Below are 24,386 nucleotides of genomic sequence, written 5' to 3' on the forward strand. Positions count from 1 at the left end.
ATGCCGAACTCAGAAGTGAAACGAAACAGCGTCGATGATAGTGTGGGTTCGCCCATGTGAAAGTAGAACATCGCCAAGCTCCTAATTAAATAAACCCGTTGCTTAAATGCAACGGGTTTTTTAAAGCCTAAAATAAATAATAAAAAGCAAATTACCGAATTTGCTTGGTGAACATAGCGTTTTGGAACCACCTGAATCCATGCCGAACTCAGAAGTGAAACGAAACAGCGTCGATGATAGTGTGGGTTCGCCCATGTGAAAGTAGAACATCGCCAAGCTCCCAATTAAAAAAAGCCTCAACATAATGTTGAGGCTTTTTTGCGTTTGGTGTTTAATGAATTCGCAACGCTATAATTCATCCATAAAACTACCATTGCTAGCAAGTATAGTAACTGCGAAACGACAGCTCTCTAATCTAGAATTTAAAATCTTTGACTAACAATTTATATATCGCTGCTTCAATAACCTTATTTATAGCCTAAGCGCTTCGATTTGTTATTGTTAGATAGCTTGTTTCTTAAATAATAAGTGCACACTGCAAGCGTGTTAATTAGGATTTGAGTTTATTTCCTAACCAGTTGAGTCGTAAACATAAAAAACTACTTGCTGTGGTACTATTAGTTTGTATAATGCAATTACTTTATAAAGCGTAGCCTTTGTATTGTAATCTGTGCCAGTGTGATGGAATTGGTAGACATAGGGGATTCAAAATCCCCCGCAGCAATGCGTGGCGGTTCGAGTCCGCCCACTGGTACCATTTAATGCTATTTAGCATTAAATAAAATTAGCCGACGTAAGTCGGTTTTTTTGTGCCTGAAATTAGCTTGTTTTAACTTTAATTAGCGTGTGATCTTAACTCTAGGTTAGAATAACGCATCCCATAGATTTAAGGTTTTACTACTTTTATGTCAAATATCGAACAACGAACTGGTTTTATGCGTCGTCTAGCATCATGGGTATACGATGCGTTAGCGACAATCGCGATTATCATGTTGGCGCAGATTATCTTCCTTGGCGCTCTTGAGCTGCTTCTTTCATTGGGGTTAATAAGTAAAAGTGAAGATGCAGACATCTCTCACTTTGTAACAACCCAACCATGGAACTTTATTAATCAGTTTTATTTAGTGTGTGTGGCTTGCTTCTTTTATGTTTACTTTTGGACTAAGGGCGGCCAGACAATCGGTATGCGTGCATGGCGATTAAAAGTGAGAAACTTAGACGGTACACCTATTAGTAAGCCACAAGCGCTTATCAGAGCGATTACGGCGTTATTAGGGCTAGGAAATCTGATCGTGCTGATTGATTATAAGAACAAACGTTCATTACAAGACTATCTTGCTAAGACGGAAGTGATTACGTTGTCGAAAGAAGAAAATAAAAAAGTGTATCGCGAGCTCGATTAATATTTCACGAGCTCTGTGACATAGTTCAGAAAATAAAAGGCGCTATTATTGGCGCCTTTTTAGTAAGAAAGTCGCAATTGCGATAAAGATCAAACTAGGCATTATTGCGCCAATTGACGGATGTAATTCATACACTAATACAAACGGGCCAAAAATACGGTCTGTTAAATGAAATATAATACCTGTCACCACGCCCATAATAATTCGCGCGCCCATTGTTACACTTCTTAGTGGGCCAAATATAAATGACAGTGCTACTAATAACATCACAGCGATAGTAAGCGGTTGCATTACCTTACGCCAAAACGCTAGGTCATAGGTGCTGGTATCTTGGTCATTCTCTTTTAGGTATGACAGGTAAGAATACAAGCCTGTGAAAGATAATGTTTCGGGTTTAACAGATACAACACCAAGCTTTTCTGGGGTAAGTTTTGACTCATAGAAATAGTTTTCTGATGTAGACGTATCTGTACTATTTGCATCAATTGCTAAATGTTGCACTTTAAAAAGCTGCCAACCGTTTTGTTCTGGAATCGCTTTTTCTGCACGTTTGATTGTTTGCAGTTCCAATCGCTCATTAAATTGGTACATGGTTAAACCATCTAAGCGACCCGACTCATCAACATTATTGATATTGATGAAAGTATTGCCATCTTTAGCCCAAACGCCTTTTTGTGCATTAAAAATGCTCCCGCCGGATATCTCCATTGTACGAAGCTGCTTAGCCGTTTTTTGTGCTTCAGGCACAACCCATTCAGCGATTGCCATCATAACAATTGCTAAGATCAGTGCAGTTTTCATCACTGAACGAATAATTTGAAAACGTGATAAACCAGCTGCTTGCATAACAACAAGCTCGCTGTTTGAAGCAAGCGCACCAAGCCCAAGCAGGCCACCAATTAATGCAGCCATGGGAAAGAATACAACGATGTCGTAGGGCATGCTGTACAAGGTGTATAAAACAGCGTCTACGATATCGTATGTACCGCGGCCAACCGATCTTAGTTGCTCTATAAACTTAATCAGTGTACCAATGCCTACTAATACGAGTAGGGTAAAGCCAGTGGTTTGCAATAAACTACGACCTAAATAGCCATCTAAAATTCTCATGCTACGGCCTCCTTCTTACTAAACCAAGCACGAATGGTGGAGCCTAAAGGCCTATCGCGAAGAATTAAAAATGCACCTATAAACAGAGCGCTTAGGTGAATCCACCAAAGGCCAATAGACGTTGGCACTTTACCTTCTTGTACTAAAAACGTACCTGCATTCAACAGCACAAAGTAACCCAAATAAAGGGAAATCGCAGGCACTAACTTAGCGAACTTTCCTTGTCTTGGATTAACTACCGATAGCGGCACAGCAATTAGGGTTAAGAGTGGGATTGATAATGGCACCGCTAATCGCCATTGAAACTGCGCTATCGCCTCGGTTGTACCTTGCTCTAATAATTGCATGGATGGCAAGGCTTCTAATTTACGACGTTTTTGCTCGATTGCTTGATCTTGAATTTGCACTTCGTAGTTAGTGAATTCTGTTAGCTGAAGTTGCTTACTGCCAGCAGGGTTTTCATAACGCTTACCATCACTGAGCACTAGTTTTTGCTCGCCGGTATTTCTGTCTTCTTGTACTTTGCCTTTTTCGGCGTAAACCACTTCCGATGTAGGACCATTTTTATCGCTATCTATTTGCGCATAAAAAACACGGTCTAGTTCAGTACCATTTTGTTTAATATCGTGAATAAACACGACGGCTTTTTCGTTATCGGTTTGTTGAAAGCGCCCGGAGCGAAGCGCAGCGAGGCCTGCATCAGCTTCAATTTTTTCTTTTAGCTGATATTCATGTTCGTTTGCCCAAGGTGCAAGGGTCAGCGTTAAAAAGCCTGCCAGTACTGCCATCACAGTAGATGACACTAATGTTAGGCGAACTACGTACCATTCACTCACACCACATGCCTTTAATACCGTCATTTCGCTGTCGGCATAAATGCGACTGTAGGCCAAAATAATGCCAAGAAAAATACTTAACGGCAAAATTAAAGATGCCAATTGTGGTAGCTTTAACAGCACCATTTGTAATACCAATTGGCCGGGAATAGAGCCCTCTGCAGCGTCAGCTAAAATCGAGACAAATTTCTGGCTGACGAAAATAGTCATCAAGGTGAGGAATACAGCGAGCTGTGATTTGAATACTTCTGTCGATAAATAGCGAAAGATTAACACCGCGACCTCTACAAAACTTGTCTTTTTACTGGAATAGTCTGAAATTTTAAGTAAACTTTGTATTTTTACAACTTAAATATATGCCATTAGGACTTAAATTTAAAAATTAAGTTTGTTTTGGTTTAATTTATAGTCAAAATCACTCAGGAGTCGCTATGGAATTTAGCGTTAAAAGTGGCAGCCCAGAAAAACAACGCAGTGCATGTATTGTTGTGGGTGTTTATGAACCTCGTCGTTTATCACCAATTGGCGAGCAACTCGATCGTATTAGCGATGGTTATATTTCTAATTTGCTACGCCGCGGCGATTTAGAAGGTAAGCCTGGGCAAATGTTGCTATTACACCATGTACCAAACGTGTTAAGTGAGCGCGTGTTATTAGTTGGTTGTGGTAAAGAACGTGAGCTTGATGATAAGCAATATAAGCAAATTATTTCGAAAACCATTAGTACGTTAAACGATACGGGCTCAATGGAAGCAGTATGTTTCTTAACAGAACTACATGTAAAAGGTCGCGATACCTACTGGAAAGTACGTCAAGCGGTAGAAACAACACAAGACAGCCTTTATGTTTTCGATCAGTTAAAGAGCAAAAAAAGCGAAGCGCGCAGACCGCTTCGTAAAATTGTTTTCAACGTACCGACGCGCCGCGAATTAACCATTGGTGAAACAGCAATTGAACACGGCCTAGCGATTTCACATGGTCAAAAACTGTGTAAAGACGTTGCCAACATGCCACCAAATATCTGTAATCCAGCGTATCTTGGCGATCAAGCAAAGGAACTTGAAGCAAATTACGACAACGTAAAAGTTAACCTTGTTGGCGAAAAAGAAATGGAAGAGTTAGGTATGCACTCATACCTAGCAGTAGGCCGTGGTAGCGCGAATGAATCGATTATGTCGGTAATTCACTACACAGGTGCACCAGAAGACAAAGCGCCAATCGTGTTAGTAGGTAAAGGTCTAACTTTTGACTCAGGCGGTATTTCAATTAAGCCAGGCGAAGCCATGGATGAAATGAAATACGATATGGGCGGTGCTGCAGGCGTACTTGGTACGATGCGTGCGATTGTAGAAATGCAATTACCAATTAATGTGATAGCAGTGCTAGCGGGCTGTGAAAACATGCCAAGCAGTAATGCATATCGTCCGGGTGATGTACTAACCACAATGTCTGGTCAAACAGTTGAAGTATTAAATACCGATGCTGAAGGTCGCTTGGTATTATGCGATGCATTAACCTATGTTGAAGCATTTGACCCTGATACCGTAATTGACGTAGCGACGTTAACAGGTGCATGTATAATTGCACTTGGTCACCAAACATCAGGTTTACTTGCTAACCACAATCCACTAGCCCATGACTTATTAAAAGCGTCAGAGCTAAGTGGTGACCGAGCTTGGCAATTACCGCTTTGGGATGAGTATCAAGAACAGCTAGAAAGCCCGTTTGCCGATTTCACTAACTTAGGTGGACGTGCTGCCGGTACAATTACTGCGGCATGTTTCCTATCGCGCTTCACTAAAAAGTACAATTGGGCTCACCTTGATGTTGCTGGTACTGCATGGCGTAGTGGCAAAAACAAAGGTGCAACAGGTCGCCCAGTTGCAATGTTAACTCAGTATCTATTAAATCGTGCTGATGTTAATATGGAGCAAGATGCCTAAAGTGATTCTAGAGGCAGTTTAATGAACGCAGTATTTTACGTTCTAAAACAACTAAATGAGCCGGTAAATTCCATTCCGGCTCATTTTGATCTAGCGGCAAGGCTAGCTGCAGATTGTTACCGACAGGGAAAAAAAGTATTTATTCTTGTAGATAATCAAGAAGATGCTCATGTAATAGATGAGCACCTGTGGCAATTCGAAGTAGATAGCTTTGTGCCACACAATCTGCAAGGCGAGGGACCACAAGCAGGATCACCTGTTGAAATTGGCGAGTCAGCGCCGGTGGCGAATCGCAAAGTGATAATAAATTTGGCTAATACAGTGCCTGATTTTATTCGTCGCTTTTCAGAGGTATATGACTTTGTACCTGCTGATGAACAATTAAAAGGTGTAGCGCGTGATCGCTACAAAGTAATGCGTCAATTAGGGGCGCATTTGTCGACACAAGAGATAGAGATTTAGTATTAAGGTTCTGTGCAATGGATAAAACCTATAATCCACAAGATATTGAACAGTCGTTATATCAAGGCTGGGAAGAGAAAGGCTACTTTAAACCGTCAGGTAAAGGTGACGCGTATTCAATTATGATCCCACCGCCAAATGTCACAGGTAGCTTGCACATGGGCCATGCCTTCCAAGATACCATTATGGATACGCTGACACGTTTTAAGCGTATGCAGGGCAATAACACCCTTTGGCAGGTTGGTACTGACCACGCAGGTATCGCTACGCAAATGGTTGTAGAGCGTAAGCTTGCAGCTGAAGAAGGTAAAACACGCCATGAGCTTGGCCGTGATAACTTTATTGACCGCATTTGGCAGTGGAAAAATGAATCTGGCGGTACTATTACCAAGCAGTTACGTCGTCTAGGCGCGTCTGTAGATTGGGATCGTGAACGCTTTACGATGGACGAAGGTCTTTCAGAAGCGGTTAAAGAAGTATTTGTTCGTCTTCATAAAGAAGATTTAATTTACCGTGGTAAGCGTCTTGTAAACTGGGATCCAAAATTACACACGGCAATTTCAGATTTAGAAGTTGAAAACAAAGACAAGCAAGGTCATATGTGGAACCTGCGTTATCCACTGGCTGATGGCCTAACAACGCAAGATGGTAAAGATTACATCGTAGTTGCGACAACGCGTCCTGAAACCATGTTAGGTGACACGGGTGTTGCTGTTAACCCAAATGACGAGCGCTACCAAGACTTGATTGGTAAAGAAGTTATTCTGCCAATTGTAAATCGTCGCATTCCTATCGTTGCCGATGAACATGCCGATATGGAAAAAGGCACAGGCTGCGTAAAAATTACCCCTGCTCACGACTTTAACGATAACGAAGTGGGCAAACGCCAGCAACTACCTATGATCAATGTATTTAACAAAGACGCTGCGGTATTGACTGCAGGTGAAGGTTACACATTTGATGGCAAGCCGCAAGAAATCGACGCACCAATTCCAGAGCGTTTCCATGGTCTTGATCGTTTTGATGCGCGTAAAGCGATTGTTGCTGAATTTGAAGAGCTTGGTTTACTAGAGAAAATTGAAGATCACAGCCTAACAGTACCTTACGGCGACCGTTCAGGAGTGGTTATTGAGCCACTTCTCACAGATCAATGGTATGTGCGTGTTGCACCACTGGCCGAGCCAGCAAAGCAAGCAGTTGCTAACGGCGACATTAAGTTTGTACCAGCGCAATACGAAAACATGTACAACGCGTGGATGAATGACATTCAAGATTGGTGTATTTCACGTCAGCTGTGGTGGGGTCACCGAATTCCTGCATGGTACGATGCTGAAGGTAATGTGTATGTAGGTCGCAGCGAAGAAGAAGTACGTAGCGAAAATAACATCGCCGCTGATGTTGCACTTACACAAGATGAAGACGTACTTGATACTTGGTTCTCATCAGCACTTTGGACTTTCTCTACGCAAGGTTGGCCTGCACAAACTGAAGATTTAAAAGTATTCCACCCATCAGATGTACTGGTAACGGGTTTTGATATTATCTTCTTCTGGGTTGCACGTATGATCATGATGACCATGCACTTCATTAAAGATGAAGACGGCAAGCCACAGGTACCATTCAAAACAGTTTACGTAACCGGCCTTATTCGTGATGAAAACGGCGATAAAATGTCTAAGTCAAAAGGTAACGTACTTGACCCAATCGATATGATTGATGGTATTGACCTTGAAAGCTTAGTAGAGAAGCGTACCGGTAACATGATGCAGCCACAACTGGCGGCAAAAATTGAGAAAAATACGCGTAAAACGTTTGAAAAAGGCATTGAAGCACACGGTACTGATGCACTGCGCTTTACGCTTGCTGCAATGGCATCAACAGGACGTGATATCAACTGGGATATGAACCGTCTAGAAGGTTACCGTAACTTCTGTAATAAGCTTTGGAACGCGAGCCGTTACGTATTAATGCACACAGAAGAAAAAGACTGTGGTTTTAATGGCGGCGAGATGACGCAGTCACTTGCAGATCGTTGGATCTTAGGTCAATTCCAAAACACGGTTAAAACATTCACCGATCATTTAGATAATTACCGTTTTGACTTAGCAGCAAGCACCATTTACGAGTTCACTTGGAACCAATTCTGTGACTGGTATCTTGAACTGACTAAGCCGGTATTGTTTAAAGGCAATGAAGCAGAGCAGCGCGGTACACGTAATACGCTAGTAACGGTACTTGAAGGCTTACTGCGCTTAATGCACCCATTAACGCCTTATATCACTGAAACAATCTGGCAACGTGTTGCACCTCTTGCAAACATTAACGCCGATACCATTATGCTACAGGCATTCCCTCAGTTTGATGAATCGCAGGTAGATGAATCAGCGATGGCGGATCTTGAGTGGGTTAAGCAGTTTATCGTTGCGATTCGTAACATCCGTGGTGAAATGGACATTAGCCCTAATAAACCACTAGATGTACTGCTTAAAAACGCAAGTGATGAAGATAAGCGTCGCCTAGAAGAAAATGCTAAGTTCCTAGCATCACTGGCTAAATTAGAATCTACAACTGTATTAGCTGAGACTGACGAAGCCCCAGCATCTGCTACGGCATTAGTCGGTGGCTTAGAAGTACTTATTCCTATGGCTGGTCTAATCGACGTTGAAGCTGAACTTGCACGTATTAGCAAGCAGCTTGAAAAAGCACAAAAAGGTCTAGAGCAAGTAGAACGCAAGTTAGCAAACGAAAAGTTTGTTAATAATGCCCCGGAAGCAGTACTTGCTAAAGAGAAAGAAAAACTTGCTGAGTACAGTGAAGCGAAAGCCAAGTTATTAGAGCAAAAGGCTAAAATCGAAAGCCTTTAATCTTTAAACTTAATAAAAGCCGCGTTTATCGCGGCTTTTTATTTGTACGTAATCATTTACTTACCGTTACAAAATTCACGACGATTGCATCGCAAAATATTGACTCGCGAAGTGACTTTAAGACATAGTGATAATGTAACATTATTACAAAAAATACTGATAAAAAAGGAAACGCACAATGCGCATTAAAGCGATCGCAGCTGCACTTGCATTTAGTTTTGCAGGCTCAGCATTTGCCGACGAAGGTATGTGGCAACCACATCAATTACCTGAATTAGAAGATATTCTTAAAGCAAAAGGCTTAGCAATTGACGCTAAGTCAATCTCAAAGCTTACCGAATTCCCAATGAATGCCGTAATCAGCCTAGGCGGTTGTACTGCATCATTTGTATCGCCAAAAGGTCTAGTTGTTACTAACCACCACTGTGCTTATGGTTCTATTCAGTACAATTCAACTACTGATAACAATATTTTAGAAAATGGCTTTTTAGCGAAAAAACCATCTGAAGACTTACCAGCAGCGCCAGGTTCACGTGTATATGTTACTGAAGAAGTGACTGACGTAACGGCTAACGTAAAAAAAGGCACTGAAACACTTACCGGTAAAGCGCGCTACGAAGCGATTGATGCAAACCGTAAAGCACTTGTTGCTGAATGTGAAGAAGACAAAGGTTACCGCTGTAATGTTTATACGTTCCACGGTGGATTAGAGTATTACTTAATTAAATCGCTTGAAATTAAAGACGTACGTTTAGCTTACACACCAGCAATGGGTGTAGGTAAATACGGTGGCGATATCGATAACTGGATGTGGCCGCGCCACACAGGTGACTTTGCATTCTATCGTGCATACGTTGGTAAAGATGGCAAACCAGCAGAATTTTCAAAAGATAACGTACCGTTTGAATCTAACTCATTTTTAAGCGTGAGCGCTAAAGGCGTGCAAGAAGGTGACTTTGTAATGGTAACTGGCTACCCAGGCCGTACTAACCGTTACCGCGTATCACCTGAAGTGGATTATGTTTTTAACACCGCATACCCACTTGCGCGCAAGCATAACTCTAAATACGTTGAGCTAATCGAAGAAAATGCACCTGAAGGTTCGCAAGAACGTATCGCATACGAAAGCACAATTGCAGGCTACAACAACTACATCAAGAACTATGGCTCAATGATCGAGAGCTTCAAAAAAGGTTCTATGTATACGCGCAAGCAACAATTTGAACAAGATTTACAAGCATGGATCAATAGTGATAGCGACCGCAAAGCAAAATACGGCAACGTATTAGCTGATTTAGAAGCGCTTGTTGCAGAGTCACAAAAGCACAACCAACGCGATCGTATGTTAGGTTATGTTCACCGCTCACAAATGATTTCAACAGCGCGTATGTTGTATCGTTTAGCTGTTGAAAAGCAAAAGCCAGACGCAGAGCGCGAAAGTGGTTATCAAGAGCGTGACTTACCGCGTATTGAAGCACGTCTTAAGAGCATGAGCCGTCGTTACGCCGAGCCAGTTGATAAAGCCATTCTACTTCACTTCTTAGAGCTATATGCTGCACTACCAGCAAATGAGCGTATTGCTGAGGTAGATAACGCTTTGGCACTTGAAAATGGCTTTAATAAAGCGAAGCATTCAGCCATGTTAGATGACATGTATGCAAATTCTAAATTGGCTGATGAAAAAGCGCGTGTATGGATGCTGGATTTAGATCTTGCCCAGCTTGATCAAAGTAACGACCCATTCGTGAAATACGCAAAAGCGATTTTCAGTGTAATGAAGTCAATTGAAGATCAAGATAAAGAGCTTGTAGGTAAAATGCAGGCGGCTCGCCCAGCATTAATGGAAGCGATTATTGCGTACAACAAATCACTTGATAAGCCTGTATACGCAGATGCAAATAGCACATTACGCGTAACTTACGGTACAGTGGGTGGTTACTCACCACAAGACGGACTAGTTGCAACGCCGTTTACTTCACTTGAAGGTCTGCTTGCGAAAAATACCGATGTTGAACCATTTAACTCACCGAAAAAGCAAAACGACTTAATTAAGCAAAAGGCATACGGTGATTACACAGGTGGTATGAACACAGTGCCAGTTAACTTCTTATCAAATGTTGATACAACAGGTGGTAACTCAGGTTCACCAACGCTTAACGGCAACGCAGAACTTGTTGGTTTACTGTTTGACGGTGTTTACGAAAGTATCATCGGTGACTGGGATTACGATGCAAACTTAAATCGTTCAATCCACGTAGATTCACGTTATATGCTTTGGGTTATGGACAAGGTTGATAACGCGCAGAATTTACTAGATGAAATGAGGATTGTGCGTTAAATAATCTTTCTACTAAATTAAAAAGGAGGCGTATGCCTCCTTTTTTATGAGGTAAACACAATGCAATTAAAATGGATTGACTCACAGCACATTGCGCTGGCGCTACTTGATGAACACACCAACGTTGACCCACGTGAAATTAGGTTTACCGACTTACGTGATTGGGTGCTTGCGTTAGAAGATTTCGATGACGATCCAAGCCATTGTGGAGAACGAATATTAGAAGCAATTCAAATGGCTTGGATTGAGGAGTATGACTGAATAATTTAGGCTAAGCTATGAAAAAGCTCTTCCGCATCTTCTTTTATGTCTTGGTAATCTTCTTCATCAAGGTCGAGCACTGTTAATACTTTCTCTTGCATATCAGGCCAATCAGGTGAATGCACAAAGCGACGATTTAGGTGAACTATGTCTTCAGCCATTTTCAGCGTTGCGTAGGTGAGTTGGTCTTGGCTAAAAGTAGGTGTGTCTAAATACGCATCGTCATGATGACGTAATATAAGTTGGCAAATATCCTTTGGAAGGTTCCAACTGGTAGCCAAAAAGTAACCTATTACGGCATGGTTTGTACGGTACGCCGCTTCTTCACGCGCAACAAGAGATAGATGGTAATTGCGGTTAGACTCTTCCAGTACATCAACATAATTAGCGTAGTTCATCGTCATCGCAGGAATGCCTGCATCGTGAAATAACCCCACCATATGCAAATTTTCAGTTGGCACTTTTGCTTTAAGCTTTTTACCGATCAAGGTTGAGATAGCTGCGATTTCGCTTGCGGTATCCCAAAAGCGCTCTAGTCGAATGCAGCATTTGTCTTGATCAAACGCTTTTTCAAGTAAAAAACCTGTCACTAAATTAGTTATGCCTTCCAAACCTAAAAACATAACCGCTTGTTTAATGTCGGTTATTGTTCTGGCAAGGCCGTAATAAGGGGAATTAATAACCTTTAATACCATAGCAGCAATGGCTACATCACCCGCCACAATATTGGCAATATTGTTAAGTTCTGGCGAATCACTATTTAATTCAGTTTGCAGTGATTGCAGTAATTCAGGTTTTGGGGGAATCGTAAAGCCAGACTCTAGATCAGTAAGAACCTTACTATCAATTTCGATCATTATAAGCACCTTAATCAACGAGTGGCGCCATTATACTTGGTCTTTATTTCTCATGTTAGAGCTAAATCAAAGGAATTACGTTTATCATTATCAAATATTTAAGCATAATAGAACGCTAATTTGTTCAATTATAAATTTTAGGCTTGGTTTTGCGAAAGTTACTGCTCATATTACTGATTTTCCCGATTTTTTGTTACGGTGAATGGCTATCCGATGAAAAAGCAATTATGGGCACATCAGTCAAAATAACACTTTGGCATCATGATAAAAGCCATGGTGAAGCCGCCATTAAGGCCGTTTTTGACGAAATGGAACGAATTAATCAGCTAATGAGCCCCTACATAAATAGTAGTGAGCTTTACAGTGTGAATAAAAATGCGGCAATCCAACCAGTTAAAATCAGTAATGAGTTATATCTATTAATCAAACAAGCCCAACTAATTTCAGCACAAACCAAGGGTGCATTCGATATTACCTTTGCCAGCGTCGGCTTTTTATATAATTATCGCGAGCGTATTTCACCTAGTAATCAGGTGCGAGACACCAACCAAGCCTTAATCGATTATCGTCAAGTTGAGCTAAACGACAAAAATCAAACAGTGCATTTTAGGCAGCAGGGCATGAAAATTGATTTAGGCGGCATTGCAAAAGGCTACGCTGTTGATAATGCCATTTCTATTTTACAGAGTCAGGGTATCGATTCGGCGTTGGTGAGTGCTGGTGGAGATACCAAAGCACTTGGCAAACACGGAGGTAGGCCTTGGTTACTCGCCATTCAAGATCCACGTAAAAAAGGCAAACACGCGATTCAATTACCAATGGAGAATGAGGCCATTTCTACCTCGGGCGATTACGAACGTTACTTCATTCAAGATGGCGTGCGCCACCATCATATTATTGACCCAAAAACCGGCCATTCAGCTGCTAAAGTACAAAGTGTATCAATTATCGGTCAGAAAGGTGTGATGACAGATGCGCTGTCGACCAGCGTTTTTGTACTTGGAGTGAAGGATGGTTTGGCATTGATAAATTCAATGCCAAATTTTGAAGCGTTAATTATTGATAAAGACCGCAAACTGCACTTTTCAAGTGGTTTGTTAGCCCATTAGAGAGGCGTTGCCGAGTGCATTTGCGATTACGCAATCGGCTCAAACGCAATTAAGCTGTCCATTAATCTGGCGTTACCTAAACCATGCATCGGGAATAAATTAGCAAAATTGCCTTGCTCACCATGCAGTGCCATGTAATTGAGAATAACGGTTTCAACCAGTAAGTTAACATTGTTGGCAGCAGGCCCCGATGCGGTTTCTACCGACGCATCACGGCGCATATAACCAATTTGCTGGCGCTTAGCTTGTTGCTCTGGTGTTGCACCTAATAATTGTGGCGTGCCTTGCGGGTTATAGACCAAGAAGAACGACGCTGAGGTTGATGAGTTGTCGCCTGTCCAAACACCTTTACCGCGGCCAAATTCCGAATCGTCTATCATACCGCTACTGGCAACAGAGCCATCACTGTAAACATACATCATTAGTGGCACGCCAAGTCTTGCGGCATATTCTAAACATGCGCCCATACAACGTCCTGCACGTAAATCACGAATTTCACCTGTCGCTCTATCACCAGTGTGGTAATCAAATCCACCCATGGTGATAGTACCTGCTCCGGCGTAACCGTTAAGTACTAACTTCATAATCGAGGCTGTTTTTCTAAACTCGCCATCTTGGTTAAGTTCTTCGGCAGTAAAAATGGCATTGTCACCGGTGATCAGAGGATCTGTCATCGGATTTAAATTGTCAGGGTTACCAAAACGGTCGGTAATATCTGCGGTTTTAACGTAACCGCAGCGTACCAAGTCTTTCAGTACATCATCGCGGCTTATTTGAGTGCTTACGCTGTTTAGCTTCATATCACTAATGCGTTGAATAGACTCCATCACCGCAACGGCATCACTTTGGTCAAGTAAACCAACCAAATCACCGGTATCGACAAGGCCTGTAACATCACTGGGCCTGTCTATTTTGGTAGGGCGTTTGGCGGCATCAAATAAACTATCAGGCGACATAGAGTTCGCACCGGAGTCGGAGTTACGAGAACCGACTAAACTAAGCAGTGAACCATCTGCGCCAACACGGTTAATACCAAACATTGGGTTATGCGGGTTAGTGCCGGTGTCATTTTCAGAGCGTGCTGGAATTACCGCTCCATTAATATTGGCGCGATTAGTCACAGATACTTTTTCAAGTATGCCTTGTAAAAATTGACTGTCTGAGTGAAATGCCAGTCCCAGTTCACTATTAACAAAATCGCTTAACCCAGTTTGTGTATTGGCGATTGGTGGGATCATATCGCCAGGTAAACCGAGTTTGCTGTAACCTTCGGTCGATAAAAAATCCATTTGCCCGTTGGGTCCGCCAACCAGCACATTTGAGCCAGCGATATTTGCGCCCCCGGCCAAGTCAAAGCAAATAAACGGGATTTTTCCAGCGCCAGCGGTGGCAATACCACAACTTTGCTTCAGCGCTTCTAAATCACTGGAAAGTGTACTTTGCGCTTGCAGTGGGCTTGAGAACAAACTAAATAATGAGCCACTAAAAAATGTGCCTAATCCTGCGGCAAACCCTTGTGCGATAAAATCGCGACGACTGATTGGTTTACTGTGATCTTGGTGCAGTAATGGCGTATCTGGGTTGAGAATATGATTTTGTTTTTTCATAACATTTCCATTACTTAATTATTGTTGCTGCGCTGCCAACGATTGCTGAGCAGCTAGCTTTAGCGATAATTAAAGTACGCGCAGCATCACAGTCTTGAGGGCAGCGGTTTAAGCGCTGAATAAGTGTGTTTAATTCTTGTTGCATGCTGTCGTATTGCGGCGCGGATGCGAGTTCTTGGCCAAGCAAATAATGCGATAATCCGGAGCTAAATTGCAAAGTGCGCTCAGGCGTAAATGCCATATCGGGTGTTGTATTAAAGTCGAAATCTGCAAATGCGTTTGCACGCAGAGCCTGATCGTCGATAAACGCGCTACAGTACTTAATTGCTAATTGTGAAATCGCCATTTGGTTAGCTGCAACAAAACCATCAAGTGTATTTACAGTAGGCAACTGTTGTTTTAACTGTTCATAGGTTTGGGCTATTTCAGGAAGTTTTGTACTTACCCCCGTCATTTGCGCCATTGAAAAGTTAATTTCAGAAAATGCTTTTATACCGATATCACTGCTGAGCTCAGCTGGAAATTCAATAGGGAAAGGCGGTAATTCACCTGGCACTCTGACAAATTGGTGTTCTCCCAGTACATCAAACGACAAAAAGAACTCATCGGTATTGGGACCTTGTTCCAGGGGAATTAAACTGCCCAAGCGTGAAAGCGGCTGCCCAGTTTGGCTTGAATAATTACCACCTAGGGTTGTTTTAAGGTTTGCAAAGCTTTGTCCTAATGGGCTTTCTTTGCCGTTAATGCCAATGCGTATGCCTTCAAGTGCAATGGCTTGTGGTGATACATTGCTATCAAGTGACAAGAAAAGTGGTTCTTTAAACAAGTAGCTATAACTATCGAATTGACTCACTTCTGCAATAATATAACTGCGCGGTAAGTCTATTAAATCGCTTACAGAGAATAATAAAAAGAACTTTTCACCAACACCCACATCGTAGTTTTGAGCAATTTGTTCAGGCGTAATCGCGCGATTGTGAAGGGCCATCATGCGCACTTGACCACGCCATTTAAAATTACTGCTGGTTTCACTGCCAACGACAAGGGCAAAGCTTGCATCCCAATTAGACAGTACGCCTTGATTATCTTCTTGTTGCGATATCAAGTTGCCATTTACGTAAATGCGTTTGCCATTGACTGGATCAAAGGTCAGTACCACATGTTGTAATGTAGCTTGCAGTACTTCATCATTATTAGGCGTTGATAACATTGGCTCGCCATTACTGCTGGTGGTGTTATCACGTAATAAAAAGTCGTAATTGTAAAGTGTTTGACCAAGCGTAAAGTTACGACGATCGTCACCCCCTGAATAACTAATAATCCGTGCAGGGCCTTCTTGTGTCACGTTGTCAGGTACAAGCCATGCTTCAAGGCTAAATTCACCTGTGGCTGTAAGCATTTTGTGTAGTTTCGCGCTCGCGCTAGTAGATGCTTGCGCGCGGCCTCCATTGAGTTTAATGCCCCAACCGCCAACCCAAGAGACATCACCATTAAAGGTTAAATTTGCGGCAGGTTCAACGCCACTGGTGTCGTAGGCAGTAAAACCTTGACCTGATTTAAATTCCCACTTTGCAATAATGTGTTGCTCAAAACGGTTACCATTGTTAGCAACAATGCCTTCGGTGAGTTTTAATGCTTTGCTGAGCACTAATGCATCATCAACTTGGTTGGTTGGAATTGCTTCGGCCATTTGCGTAATAGCGTTTTGCATAAGGGCTGCATCGCTTTCGCAATCGGACCAGCAGTTATGAAATTCGCTGCCTAAACGCAGTACAAAACGTGATAATTCAGGTTGGTTTAAATCTATTTTTGCTTGTGCAACTTGATAAGCAGCATCAACATTTGGTTCAGCAAAGTAGGGCGCTACAGGAAATGCCGCACTGCTACTGTGACAGCTTGCACAGTTTTGCTGCAAAATCGGGTGAACATACGTGGCAAATAATGCACTTGATGCAGGAAAACTTTTACTGCTGCCAGGGACTTTTAGAATTGGGTCGTCAAAGTCGATGGTGGTCGCAGTGTTATCTGTTTGCGCCCATTCGCTTATCCACGTAGTAAGGATATCGGCACATACGCTATCGCTTTGTTGCCAACAATTATGGCCGCCCGCCACTTTTGTTACTAACAACGAATCTTTAGGCGAGGTTAAATTGATAAAACCATTTATTGCCCCATAGGCAAGGTTTATATCGTCGCGTCTTGCAAATTGCGGGGATTGACCTTGTTCATTATGGCAAGCACCACATTTATCATTGCCAACAAGGTTATCCCAAACAGTTATCTTAAATTTTTGTATATCTGCGGTTTCCGCTGCAGGCCCTGAATAAACAAACTCTCCCGAATCATCAATCGGAGGTTTTGGTTGCTCTTTTACTTCAGAATCTGAGCCACAACCACTCAGTAACGCCATTAGCAAAAGCGATAAAAAAATGCGCATATTAATCTCCTTTGCAATAGTTGGCAGTTGCAGCAAACACGGTTTTTAGTTTGTAGCCTGAGCTTTTAAACGTATCGGTAATTGTTGTGAGTGTGGTTGCATCTTGTTGATTTTGTACTTTGCGTAAACACACTTTTTCAAACACTTTGCTCACTTGGCAACTGGCAAATTGCTCGCTGTAGGCGATTTCTTTGCTTAAGCTTTTAGCGCCATTACCGCTTCCTGAAAGTTGTTCATCCCAACCTAAACGGCGGTTTAACCCTTGTCGCCAATAGTTGTCCCATTTATCGGATTCAGTAATAAAGCCAAACTTAAATGTTTCGCTATTGATATGGTATTTGCCTTGCACAGTATTGGCCTGGTAACTCAATTGACCATTCTCGCCAGTAAGATCGTTATCGCGATCGTACTCGAAATTATAATAAGCATAGGCTTGCGCCATTGGATCCATACCTGAATGGCAACCGCTGCAAGAGTTCATAAAAATGCGGCTATCGCCACCAGGACTGCGGCTGACATCTTGGCGAATGCGGTTAGTTGCAATGCTGGTATCTTTAAGTGCGTCTAGGTCGGTACACATATGATTGATAAAGGTATAGCGAAACATCGCCCTGTTTGTGCCAGCAATAAAAAATGCTTTACTGGCAGCACGCGACGTAATTACGCCGCTCGTCGCTTCAATGGGTAAATTAGTCACGCTTGATTGAGTTTGCCGCATAAGCGTGTCTTTTAAATTAAGTGCGCTTTGCTCAAGTGCAGCGTAATGATCATTATTACTGATTGAATAATTCGGCACATTAGCACTTGCGGCAGCTGTATAAATAATGTCGTCAAATAAGATAGAGCGAAAGTCTAAGTCATCCCTTACCACACCCATAATGGTGGCGGTGTAGTCGTTGAGTGGCTGGTGTACATCAAAGTCGCGATTGGTCCACGGTGTCACCCAATCTTTTAAAGTCACGCGGTAAAAAGCATCATTCTCCATAGCGAGCTTGGCGGCATCATCGCCTTTACCGGCTTCAAGCAAACTGACCATACTTTCAAGCACAGTAGCGCTCGGTGATACGCCGGTTAAACGGGTATGTATGCGATTAGCTTGCTCTTCAACCCCAGCAAATGCCAAACTTGCGCTCATCGCTAAGATCAGTACTAGCGTTTTACTAAATAAATGGGGAGATGTTGTATTGTGTGGTAGTTGCATATCCATTTTGCTAGTTGACCTTGATAGAGGTACGCATGTTAACATTGTTAATGCATAAACGGTAAAGAAAAGTTATTGTAAAAATATCTTTGCGTGCAATAATATTATATTGCTAAATTTTCATTCTAAGATAATACTAAATAATGGTTTGTTTGGTGGCGCTTTAGGGTTTTGTTTTAATAGGGATAGGGAAGTGAGTAAGCTGCTAAAATTATTTGTACTGTTATTGCTAACAGGATGCGGCAGTGACGTTGTTGAGCAGCAACCACAAGTACAAGATCCAATCGCCGAAGAAGTTCCCCTCGCATTTGTTATTCGTGATAGCAGTGAAGCTGTTAGTTTTTCGTTGGCTGACCCAACACTTTTTAACCCCGGAGCTGCGCTTTATTTAAAAAAACTTGCGGGTGTTGATGCGCCGTTAGTCAATATTTCTAGCACATTGTTCGAACAGCCCATTGATATTAAACACGTGTCGGCATCAGCCGATGGCAATAAATTAGTGTTTAGTTTACGTGCGCCAGCGCTTGAAGATGCCTCAGATGATATGCAGCCGAAGTGGAATATTTGGCTTTATGACGTTGTAAGCGACAAGGCGACAAAACTAATTAGCGATGAATTGATCGCAGAAGAAGGCGATGACTTATTCCCTGTTTTCCTGCCGGATGGTCGCATTTTATTTAGCTCTAATCGACAGCAAGGCAACAAAGCCCGCCTGCTTGATGAAGGCAAACCTCAATATCAGGCACTAAGCGATAACTTTCGCGAAAAAGCATTCACACTGCATGTTATGGAACAAGACGGTAGTGATATTAAGCAAATATCGTATAGCCAAGGTCACGACCTTTATCCTCACGTATTACAAAGTGGTAAAATTGCGTTTGTAAGGTATGAACATCGAGGCCGCAATCGTGGCTTACATATTTATCAAATAGATTCAGATGGTAAGCAGTTAGAGCTCGTATTTGGTGCCCATTCTGATTACCCAAATGACTTGGCGATAGCAAGTTTACAGCAAGCACCTAATGAACAACTAGTGATTGGTTTACGTGGTGGTGACAGTGAGTTACCAAGTACCGACTTTTACTATCTCGACACTGAACAATATATGGATAATGGGCGTTTTCATGATGGTAATGAAACTCAGCAGTCCGCGTTTAGTTCATCATTGTTCGCATTAAGTCCACCAGAAGGCGAACTGGCACTTACCGGTAAGTACCACTGGTTTACTCCTATTTTTGATGAATCCCAACGCAGTCTTGTTGTGTGGAGTCAGTGTCAGGTTGTCGACCCAAATAATAGTGATAATGTAATTCCCTGCACTGAGGCCTTGTTAAACGATGAAAACACGCAAGCTGCCCCTGATTTATTTGGCTTGTGGATTTACGATGAAGCCACTAAAACACAAAAACCCGTTGTGTTAGCTGAACAAAATAAATTAATTGAAGAAGTGGTGGTGCTTGAATCGAAAAACGCACCACTGGAGACTGAATACCCGTCGGATTTAAGTTTGCAAAACGAACAGATGGGCAGCATTCATATTCGCAGTGTGTACGACTTTTCAGGTGAAGATACAGCAAACCCAAATATTACAACCATTTCGGATCCGAGCGTCAATACTGAACGCGTTTATGCGGTACGTGTAATAAAGCCAGTGTCTATTCCAGATAGAAATGAGTATAACTTTTCTACCGCGCTGTTCGGTCGAAGTAGTGGTCAGTCAATGCGCGATATTTTGGGTTATGCGCCTGTTGCCCCGGATGGCTCGGTGTACGTCAAACTGCCAGCCGATGTGCCGTTTTCCCTTGAATTATTAAATCGTGATGGGCATCGTATTAGTGGTCGTCATGAGAGTTGGCTGCAACTTAAAGCCGGCGAAATGCGCACTTGTAATGGGTGCCACCAAAGTACCAATGAATTGCCACATGGTAAGGTTGCAGAGCAAAACAGTGTTAATTTAGGCGCAGCTTCTACCAGCTGGGTAGGGAGTTTTGGTGATATAGACGCACAAATTGGTGAAACTATGTCGCAAAGTTTTGCCCGTGTTGTTGGCTTACCCACGCTGAGCCCCGAGCCAATTTTCCCAGATGTTTGGCGTGAAGGTATTGCCGCAGAGGCTGATTTAACAGGTAGCTTGCTAAGCCTTGAAACGGCATCACCACTTACTGATGCGTGTGCACAAAATTGGACAAACCTGTGCCGCTTATCGATTCATTTTCCCGAGCATATTGCCCCACTGTTTGCATTATCACGACCTCAACTCGATGCAAATGGCGATGAAGTGGCAAATTTCCGCTGTTTAAATTGCCATATTACAAGCGATGAAAATGGCGATACGCAAATACCCGCAGCACAGTTAGATTTAAGCTTGTCACCCTCAAACGAGAATAACCAGCACGCGATAGCCTACCGTGAACTGTTTTTTAGCGACAACGAACAAGAATTGGTTGACGGTATTTTGATTGATAAATTGGTCGATAGACTCGATGAAAACGGCAATCCAGTTTATTTAGTCGATGAAGACGGTAATTTAATTTTAGATGAAGACGGTAACCCGATTATTGAGCAGGTTACAGTCACTATTCGCCCTGCATTGAGTGTGGCTGGTGCCGCTGCAAATACGCGCTTTAATACCTTGTTCGCCGCAGCAGGCAGCCATGCAAACTATTTATCAGAGGCGGAAAAGTCGCTGCTTTGGCAGTGGCTCGACATCGGTGCGCAATACGCCAACAGCCCTTTTTACAGTGAGGAAGAGTAATGACGAAGTGGCTCTTACTATTGGCATTACTGTTTAGTTTTCAAACGGCTGCGCAATCGCTAAAGCTAGCAGTAAAAGAACCATTTTTAAATATTCACAGCGGCGCAGGGCGCGGTTACCCGATCATTTATGTCGCAGAAAAAAACGAAACCATTACGGTTATTAAGCGCCATACATCTTGGTATTTAATTTCCTTAGAAAATGGGCAACAAGGTTGGGCTAAACAACAAGAGCTAGTTGAAACCTTAACATTAGACGGTAAGCCTTTTTTAGTGACAGACGCAACGCTTGATGCATTCGAAAATCAGACATTTAGCTTTGGTATTGCTCTTGGCCAGTTGGAAGGTGTAAACAGTCAGTCAGTTAATGCGAGTTGGCGTTTTACGCGTCATTTATCGAGTCAATTAGAGTACAGTTATGCACTTGGTTCAGTGGCAAAAAATCAACTAGTTGATTTATCGGTTTTCCATCACCCATTTCCCCATTGGCGCTTTTCACCTTATTTAGGTATTGGTGCAGGTCAGGTTTGGACAACGCCAAAAACACCGATTATTGGTGGCGGCGATGAAACCAGACAGTCAGACTTATTAAGCGTCACTGTGGGCTTAAACACATATATTACCAGTCGTTTTGTCTTTAAAGCAGAATACAAACGTTTTAGCGCACTTACCGAGCGTGATGTTACAGAGGATTTAGAGTTGTGGAAATTAGGTATCACGGTATTTTTCTAACTGCGTTAGCAACCTTAGCATTGACTTTTTCAGCGCCAAGTAATGCAAATAATGAGCAACAAGTAAGCCCTGTTGTTGACCCGCAAATAGCACGTACCGATATAGATGAAGCGCAGATAGATAGCGATGATTTTGAATTTGGCGCTTATGGTGGCGTTATCTCAATTGCTGACTTTTCATCGACTTCGCTGATGGGCGCAAAGTTGGCGTATCACATCAATGAAGACTTTTTTAGCTATTTTAAATACGGCACAGCAACTGCCGGAGAAACAAGCTACGAAAAGCTTAGCGGTGGCGCGAAATTATTGACAGATGAAGAGCGCGATTATCAGTTACTGGATTTAGGTATCGGTTATAATCTTAAGGGCGAAACCTTCGTGTCACAAAACCTCACGCTTAATAGTGCTTACTATTTTACGTTAGGCGCAGGCACCACCGAATTTGGTGGTGACGACCGTTTTACGGTATCTGTTGGTACGGGTTACCGCATGTTGCTGAACGATTTTGTCACGGTGCAAATCGATATGACCGATTACGTATTTGAAAGCGACATTTTAGGTGATCCTGAAACTGTTCATAACCTCGCATTTACGCTTGGCTTAAGCGTTTATTTCTAAGGTATTAGTTTAATGAAAAAAATAATAATCATCCTCACATTATTTCTAACCAGCATGTTTGTGGGCAATGCAACATCGGCAGAGCTCAATAAAAGTGCGCCCGACTTTACATTAAAGGCTTTAAGCGGTGATAACGTGCGCTTAAAAGAGCTAAGTGGGCAGGTTGTACTGATTAACTTTTGGGCGAGTTGGTGCGGTCCGTGCCGTAAAGAAATGCCATTACTTGACGAGTTACACGCTAAATACAGCGATTTAGGCTTTACCGTGCTTGGCGTTAATGTGGAACAGCAAAACCAAAAGGCAAAAGAGTTTATTAATGAACTAAATGTGTCTTTTCCAATTTTGCTTGATGAGCAAAATACCGTTAGCAAGCTTTACGATGTAGAAGCCATGCCAACAACGGTTGTGATTGACCGCAATAGCAACTTACGCTACGTCCATTATGGCTATCAGGCTGGCGATGAGAAACTCTATAAGAAAATGGTTAAGGCATTGATCCGTGAATAAACTAACTGCGATTTGTTTTACTTTATTGCTAACAGGCTGCGCTGCTACAGATGCCTTTGAGCCCTGGGTAAAACCGTATGAGCGTGAAAATCTTGCACAGCCGGTTATGCAGTGGCAGCTCGATGCAGTTGAGTCGGGTTACATTCACCATGTTTATCAAGCACGGGAAGGCGCAAAGGGTGCAGAAGGTACATCAGGTGGTGGCTGTGGCTGTAACTAATCTATTTAAATACCTTGCTGCGAGCTTTATGTTCGTGAGTTTAAGTATTTTTGCGGCGGTATTACCGGAAGATCGTGTGGATGCTATGTACCATAGTTACGATGGTGGCGGCATGAGCATTGACGGCCCGTCGATTTTAATTCGTAAAAAAGTCTCCAAAGCGGTATCGGTTTCGGCTAATTATTATGTGGACTCGGTAAGTTCGGCATCGATTGATGTATTGGCAACGGCCAGTCCATATAAAGAAGAACGTGACGAGCAATCTGTTGGCGTTGATTTTCTAAATGAAAAAACGTTGTTTTCACTTGGTTTCAGTCAATCGCAAGAAAATGATTACGACGCAAAAAGCTACAAACTGGCTGTTAGTCAGAGCTTTTTTGGTGATTTATCGGTGCTTAGTTTGAGCTATGTCCAAGGCGACGATATTGTAATGCAAAACGGCAATGCGCTTTTTAGTGAAGAAGTGAAGCGCGCCAACTATGCATTGTCTTGGTCGCAAGTGGCGAGCAAAAACTGGACCTTTGATTTCAATATTGAGGCGATTACCGAACAGGGCTATTTAAATAACCCGTACCGCTCTTACCGCTATCGTGATGACACCGCCGCACTTGGCTACAGCTACGCTACCGAAATTTACCCTGAAACTCGCACCAGCAATGCTGCAGCGCTCAGAACCCGCTATTTTTTGCCAATCAACGCTGCACTATACGGTGAAGTTCGTTATTTTAGTGATACTTGGGGCATAGCTGCCAGTAACTATAAGCTCGGTTACAGTCAGGCGTTATATGATAATTGGTTAATTGATTTTCATGTGCGCCATTACACGCAAAGCAAAGCCGACTTTTATCAAGATATGTTTGATAGAAAAGATCAGTTTAATTTTATGGCACGTGATAAAGAAATGAGTTCTTTCAATGATTTAACCATTGGGCTCAAAGCACGTTATTTACATACTTTTGATCGTTCCAGCTTGATAAAAAGTGCCAGCGTAAACTTTGCTTGGGATCATATTCGTTTTGACTATGACGATTTTAGAAACGTGCTACAAACGGATAATCCGGGGCAAGAAGATTTTTATAGTTTCTCAGCAAATGTGCTAAGGGCTTATGTGTCGCTTTGGTACTAGGG

At 42.4% G+C, this 24,386-nt stretch carries 19 protein-coding genes, 1 tRNA gene and 1 rRNA gene; 15 read left to right on the forward strand and 6 right to left on the reverse strand.

What is annotated here, in order from left to right:
• Window positions 1-163: 163 nt before the first annotated feature.
• The 3 genes from rrf to AN214_RS18150 all read left to right on the forward strand — a co-directional run bounded on the left by rrf (window position 164) and on the right by AN214_RS18150 (window position 1,403).
• A 5S ribosomal RNA gene (gene rrf / locus AN214_RS18140) occupies window positions 164-278 on the forward strand.
• 394 nt (window positions 279-672) lie between these two features.
• Window positions 673-757 (forward strand) — tRNA-Leu (locus tag AN214_RS18145).
• A 148-nt stretch (window positions 758-905) separates the two neighbouring features.
• Window positions 906-1,403, forward strand: a complete 498-nt coding sequence (locus tag AN214_RS18150; protein ID WP_054981002.1) for an RDD family protein — start codon at window positions 906-908, stop codon at window positions 1,401-1,403.
• Window positions 1,404-1,448: 45 nt separating this feature from the next.
• Here AN214_RS18150 and lptG read toward each other — a convergent pair whose 3' ends face one another.
• Window positions 1,449-2,513: an LPS export ABC transporter permease LptG gene (gene lptG, locus AN214_RS18155; protein WP_054981003.1), complete on the reverse strand. Its 1,065-nt coding sequence runs from the start codon at window positions 2,511-2,513 to the stop codon at window positions 1,449-1,451.
• The gene (gene lptF, locus AN214_RS18160) at window positions 2,510-3,625 is read right to left on the reverse strand and encodes an LPS export ABC transporter permease LptF (RefSeq protein WP_054981004.1); all 1,116 of its coding nucleotides are present in this window, start codon (window positions 3,623-3,625) and stop codon (window positions 2,510-2,512) included. Before lptF ends, lptG begins: the two co-directional genes overlap by 4 nt.
• Window positions 3,626-3,780: 155 nt before the next feature.
• Between lptF and pepA the strand changes: the two genes are divergently transcribed.
• From pepA to iscX, 5 genes are all read left to right on the forward strand, one after another.
• Window positions 3,781-5,292, forward strand: coding sequence for a leucyl aminopeptidase (gene pepA, locus AN214_RS18165; protein ID WP_054981005.1), 1,512 nt, complete (start codon window positions 3,781-3,783; stop codon window positions 5,290-5,292).
• Between the two features lie 21 nt (window positions 5,293-5,313).
• Window positions 5,314-5,754 (forward strand): DNA polymerase III subunit chi, encoded by a 441-nt coding sequence (locus tag AN214_RS18170; RefSeq protein ID WP_054981006.1) that lies wholly within the window; start codon window positions 5,314-5,316, stop codon window positions 5,752-5,754.
• Between the two features lie 17 nt (window positions 5,755-5,771).
• Window positions 5,772-8,618 (forward strand): valine--tRNA ligase, encoded by a 2,847-nt coding sequence (locus tag AN214_RS18175; protein WP_010559572.1) that lies wholly within the window; start codon window positions 5,772-5,774, stop codon window positions 8,616-8,618.
• A 178-nt stretch (window positions 8,619-8,796) separates the two neighbouring features.
• Window positions 8,797-10,956, forward strand: coding sequence for a S46 family peptidase (locus tag AN214_RS18180; protein ID WP_054981007.1), 2,160 nt, complete (start codon window positions 8,797-8,799; stop codon window positions 10,954-10,956).
• 60 nt (window positions 10,957-11,016) lie between these two features.
• Entirely contained in the window at window positions 11,017-11,217 is a 201-nt protein-coding gene (iscX, locus tag AN214_RS18185) for a Fe-S cluster assembly protein IscX (protein ID WP_054981008.1), read from the forward strand.
• Between the two features lie 5 nt (window positions 11,218-11,222).
• Here iscX and AN214_RS18190 read toward each other — a convergent pair whose 3' ends face one another.
• Window positions 11,223-12,074, reverse strand: a complete 852-nt coding sequence (locus tag AN214_RS18190; RefSeq protein WP_054981009.1) for an HDOD domain-containing protein — start codon at window positions 12,072-12,074, stop codon at window positions 11,223-11,225.
• Between the two features lie 149 nt (window positions 12,075-12,223).
• Here AN214_RS18190 and AN214_RS18195 point away from each other — a divergent pair, with 149 nt between their 5' ends.
• Window positions 12,224-13,183, forward strand: a complete 960-nt coding sequence (locus AN214_RS18195) for an FAD:protein FMN transferase (protein ID WP_082428624.1) — start codon at window positions 12,224-12,226, stop codon at window positions 13,181-13,183.
• Window positions 13,184-13,209: 26 nt separating this feature from the next.
• Here the strand turns inward: AN214_RS18195 and AN214_RS18200 are convergent, their stop codons facing one another.
• From AN214_RS18200 to AN214_RS18210, 3 genes are read right to left on the reverse strand one after another with little or no spacing between them, the layout of a single operon-like run.
• Complete coding sequence (locus AN214_RS18200) at window positions 13,210-14,790, reverse strand: hypothetical protein (RefSeq protein WP_054981011.1); 1,581 nt, start codon at window positions 14,788-14,790, stop codon at window positions 13,210-13,212.
• A 10-nt stretch (window positions 14,791-14,800) separates the two neighbouring features.
• On the reverse strand, window positions 14,801-17,227 hold the full coding sequence (locus tag AN214_RS18205; RefSeq protein WP_054981012.1) for a LamG domain-containing protein: 2,427 nt from the start codon (window positions 17,225-17,227) through the stop codon (window positions 14,801-14,803).
• A gap of 1 nt (window position 17,228) precedes the next feature.
• Complete coding sequence (locus tag AN214_RS18210) at window positions 17,229-18,428, reverse strand: hypothetical protein (protein WP_235576776.1); 1,200 nt, start codon at window positions 18,426-18,428, stop codon at window positions 17,229-17,231.
• Between the two features lie 193 nt (window positions 18,429-18,621).
• Here AN214_RS18210 and AN214_RS18215 point away from each other — a divergent pair, with 193 nt between their 5' ends.
• The 6 genes from AN214_RS18215 to AN214_RS18240 are packed head-to-tail and all read left to right on the forward strand — an operon-like array spanning window position 18,622 to window position 24,384.
• Window positions 18,622-21,183 (forward strand): PD40 domain-containing protein, encoded by a 2,562-nt coding sequence (locus tag AN214_RS18215; protein ID WP_054981014.1) that lies wholly within the window; start codon window positions 18,622-18,624, stop codon window positions 21,181-21,183.
• Complete coding sequence (locus AN214_RS18220) at window positions 21,183-21,914, forward strand: SH3 domain-containing protein (protein WP_054981015.1); 732 nt, start codon at window positions 21,183-21,185, stop codon at window positions 21,912-21,914. The genes AN214_RS18215 and AN214_RS18220 overlap by 1 nt, the downstream gene beginning before the upstream one ends.
• On the forward strand, window positions 21,884-22,531 hold the full coding sequence (locus AN214_RS18225) for an outer membrane beta-barrel domain-containing protein (protein WP_054981016.1): 648 nt from the start codon (window positions 21,884-21,886) through the stop codon (window positions 22,529-22,531). The genes AN214_RS18220 and AN214_RS18225 overlap by 31 nt, the downstream gene beginning before the upstream one ends.
• A gap of 12 nt (window positions 22,532-22,543) precedes the next feature.
• On the forward strand, window positions 22,544-23,038 hold the full coding sequence (locus AN214_RS18230) for a TlpA disulfide reductase family protein (protein WP_054981017.1): 495 nt from the start codon (window positions 22,544-22,546) through the stop codon (window positions 23,036-23,038).
• A complete protein-coding gene (locus AN214_RS18235) occupies window positions 23,031-23,258 on the forward strand; it encodes a DUF4266 domain-containing protein (protein WP_054981018.1) in 228 nt (75 codons plus the stop codon). Before AN214_RS18230 ends, AN214_RS18235 begins: the two co-directional genes overlap by 8 nt.
• Entirely contained in the window at window positions 23,245-24,384 is a 1,140-nt protein-coding gene (locus AN214_RS18240; RefSeq protein ID WP_200911144.1) for a DUF3570 domain-containing protein, read from the forward strand. The genes AN214_RS18235 and AN214_RS18240 overlap by 14 nt, the downstream gene beginning before the upstream one ends.
• Window positions 24,385-24,386 lie beyond the last annotated feature (2 nt).

The sequence above is a fragment of the Pseudoalteromonas sp. P1-9 genome (assembly GCF_001399975.1).
Taxonomy (GTDB): Bacteria; Pseudomonadota; Gammaproteobacteria; order Enterobacterales; family Alteromonadaceae; genus Pseudoalteromonas.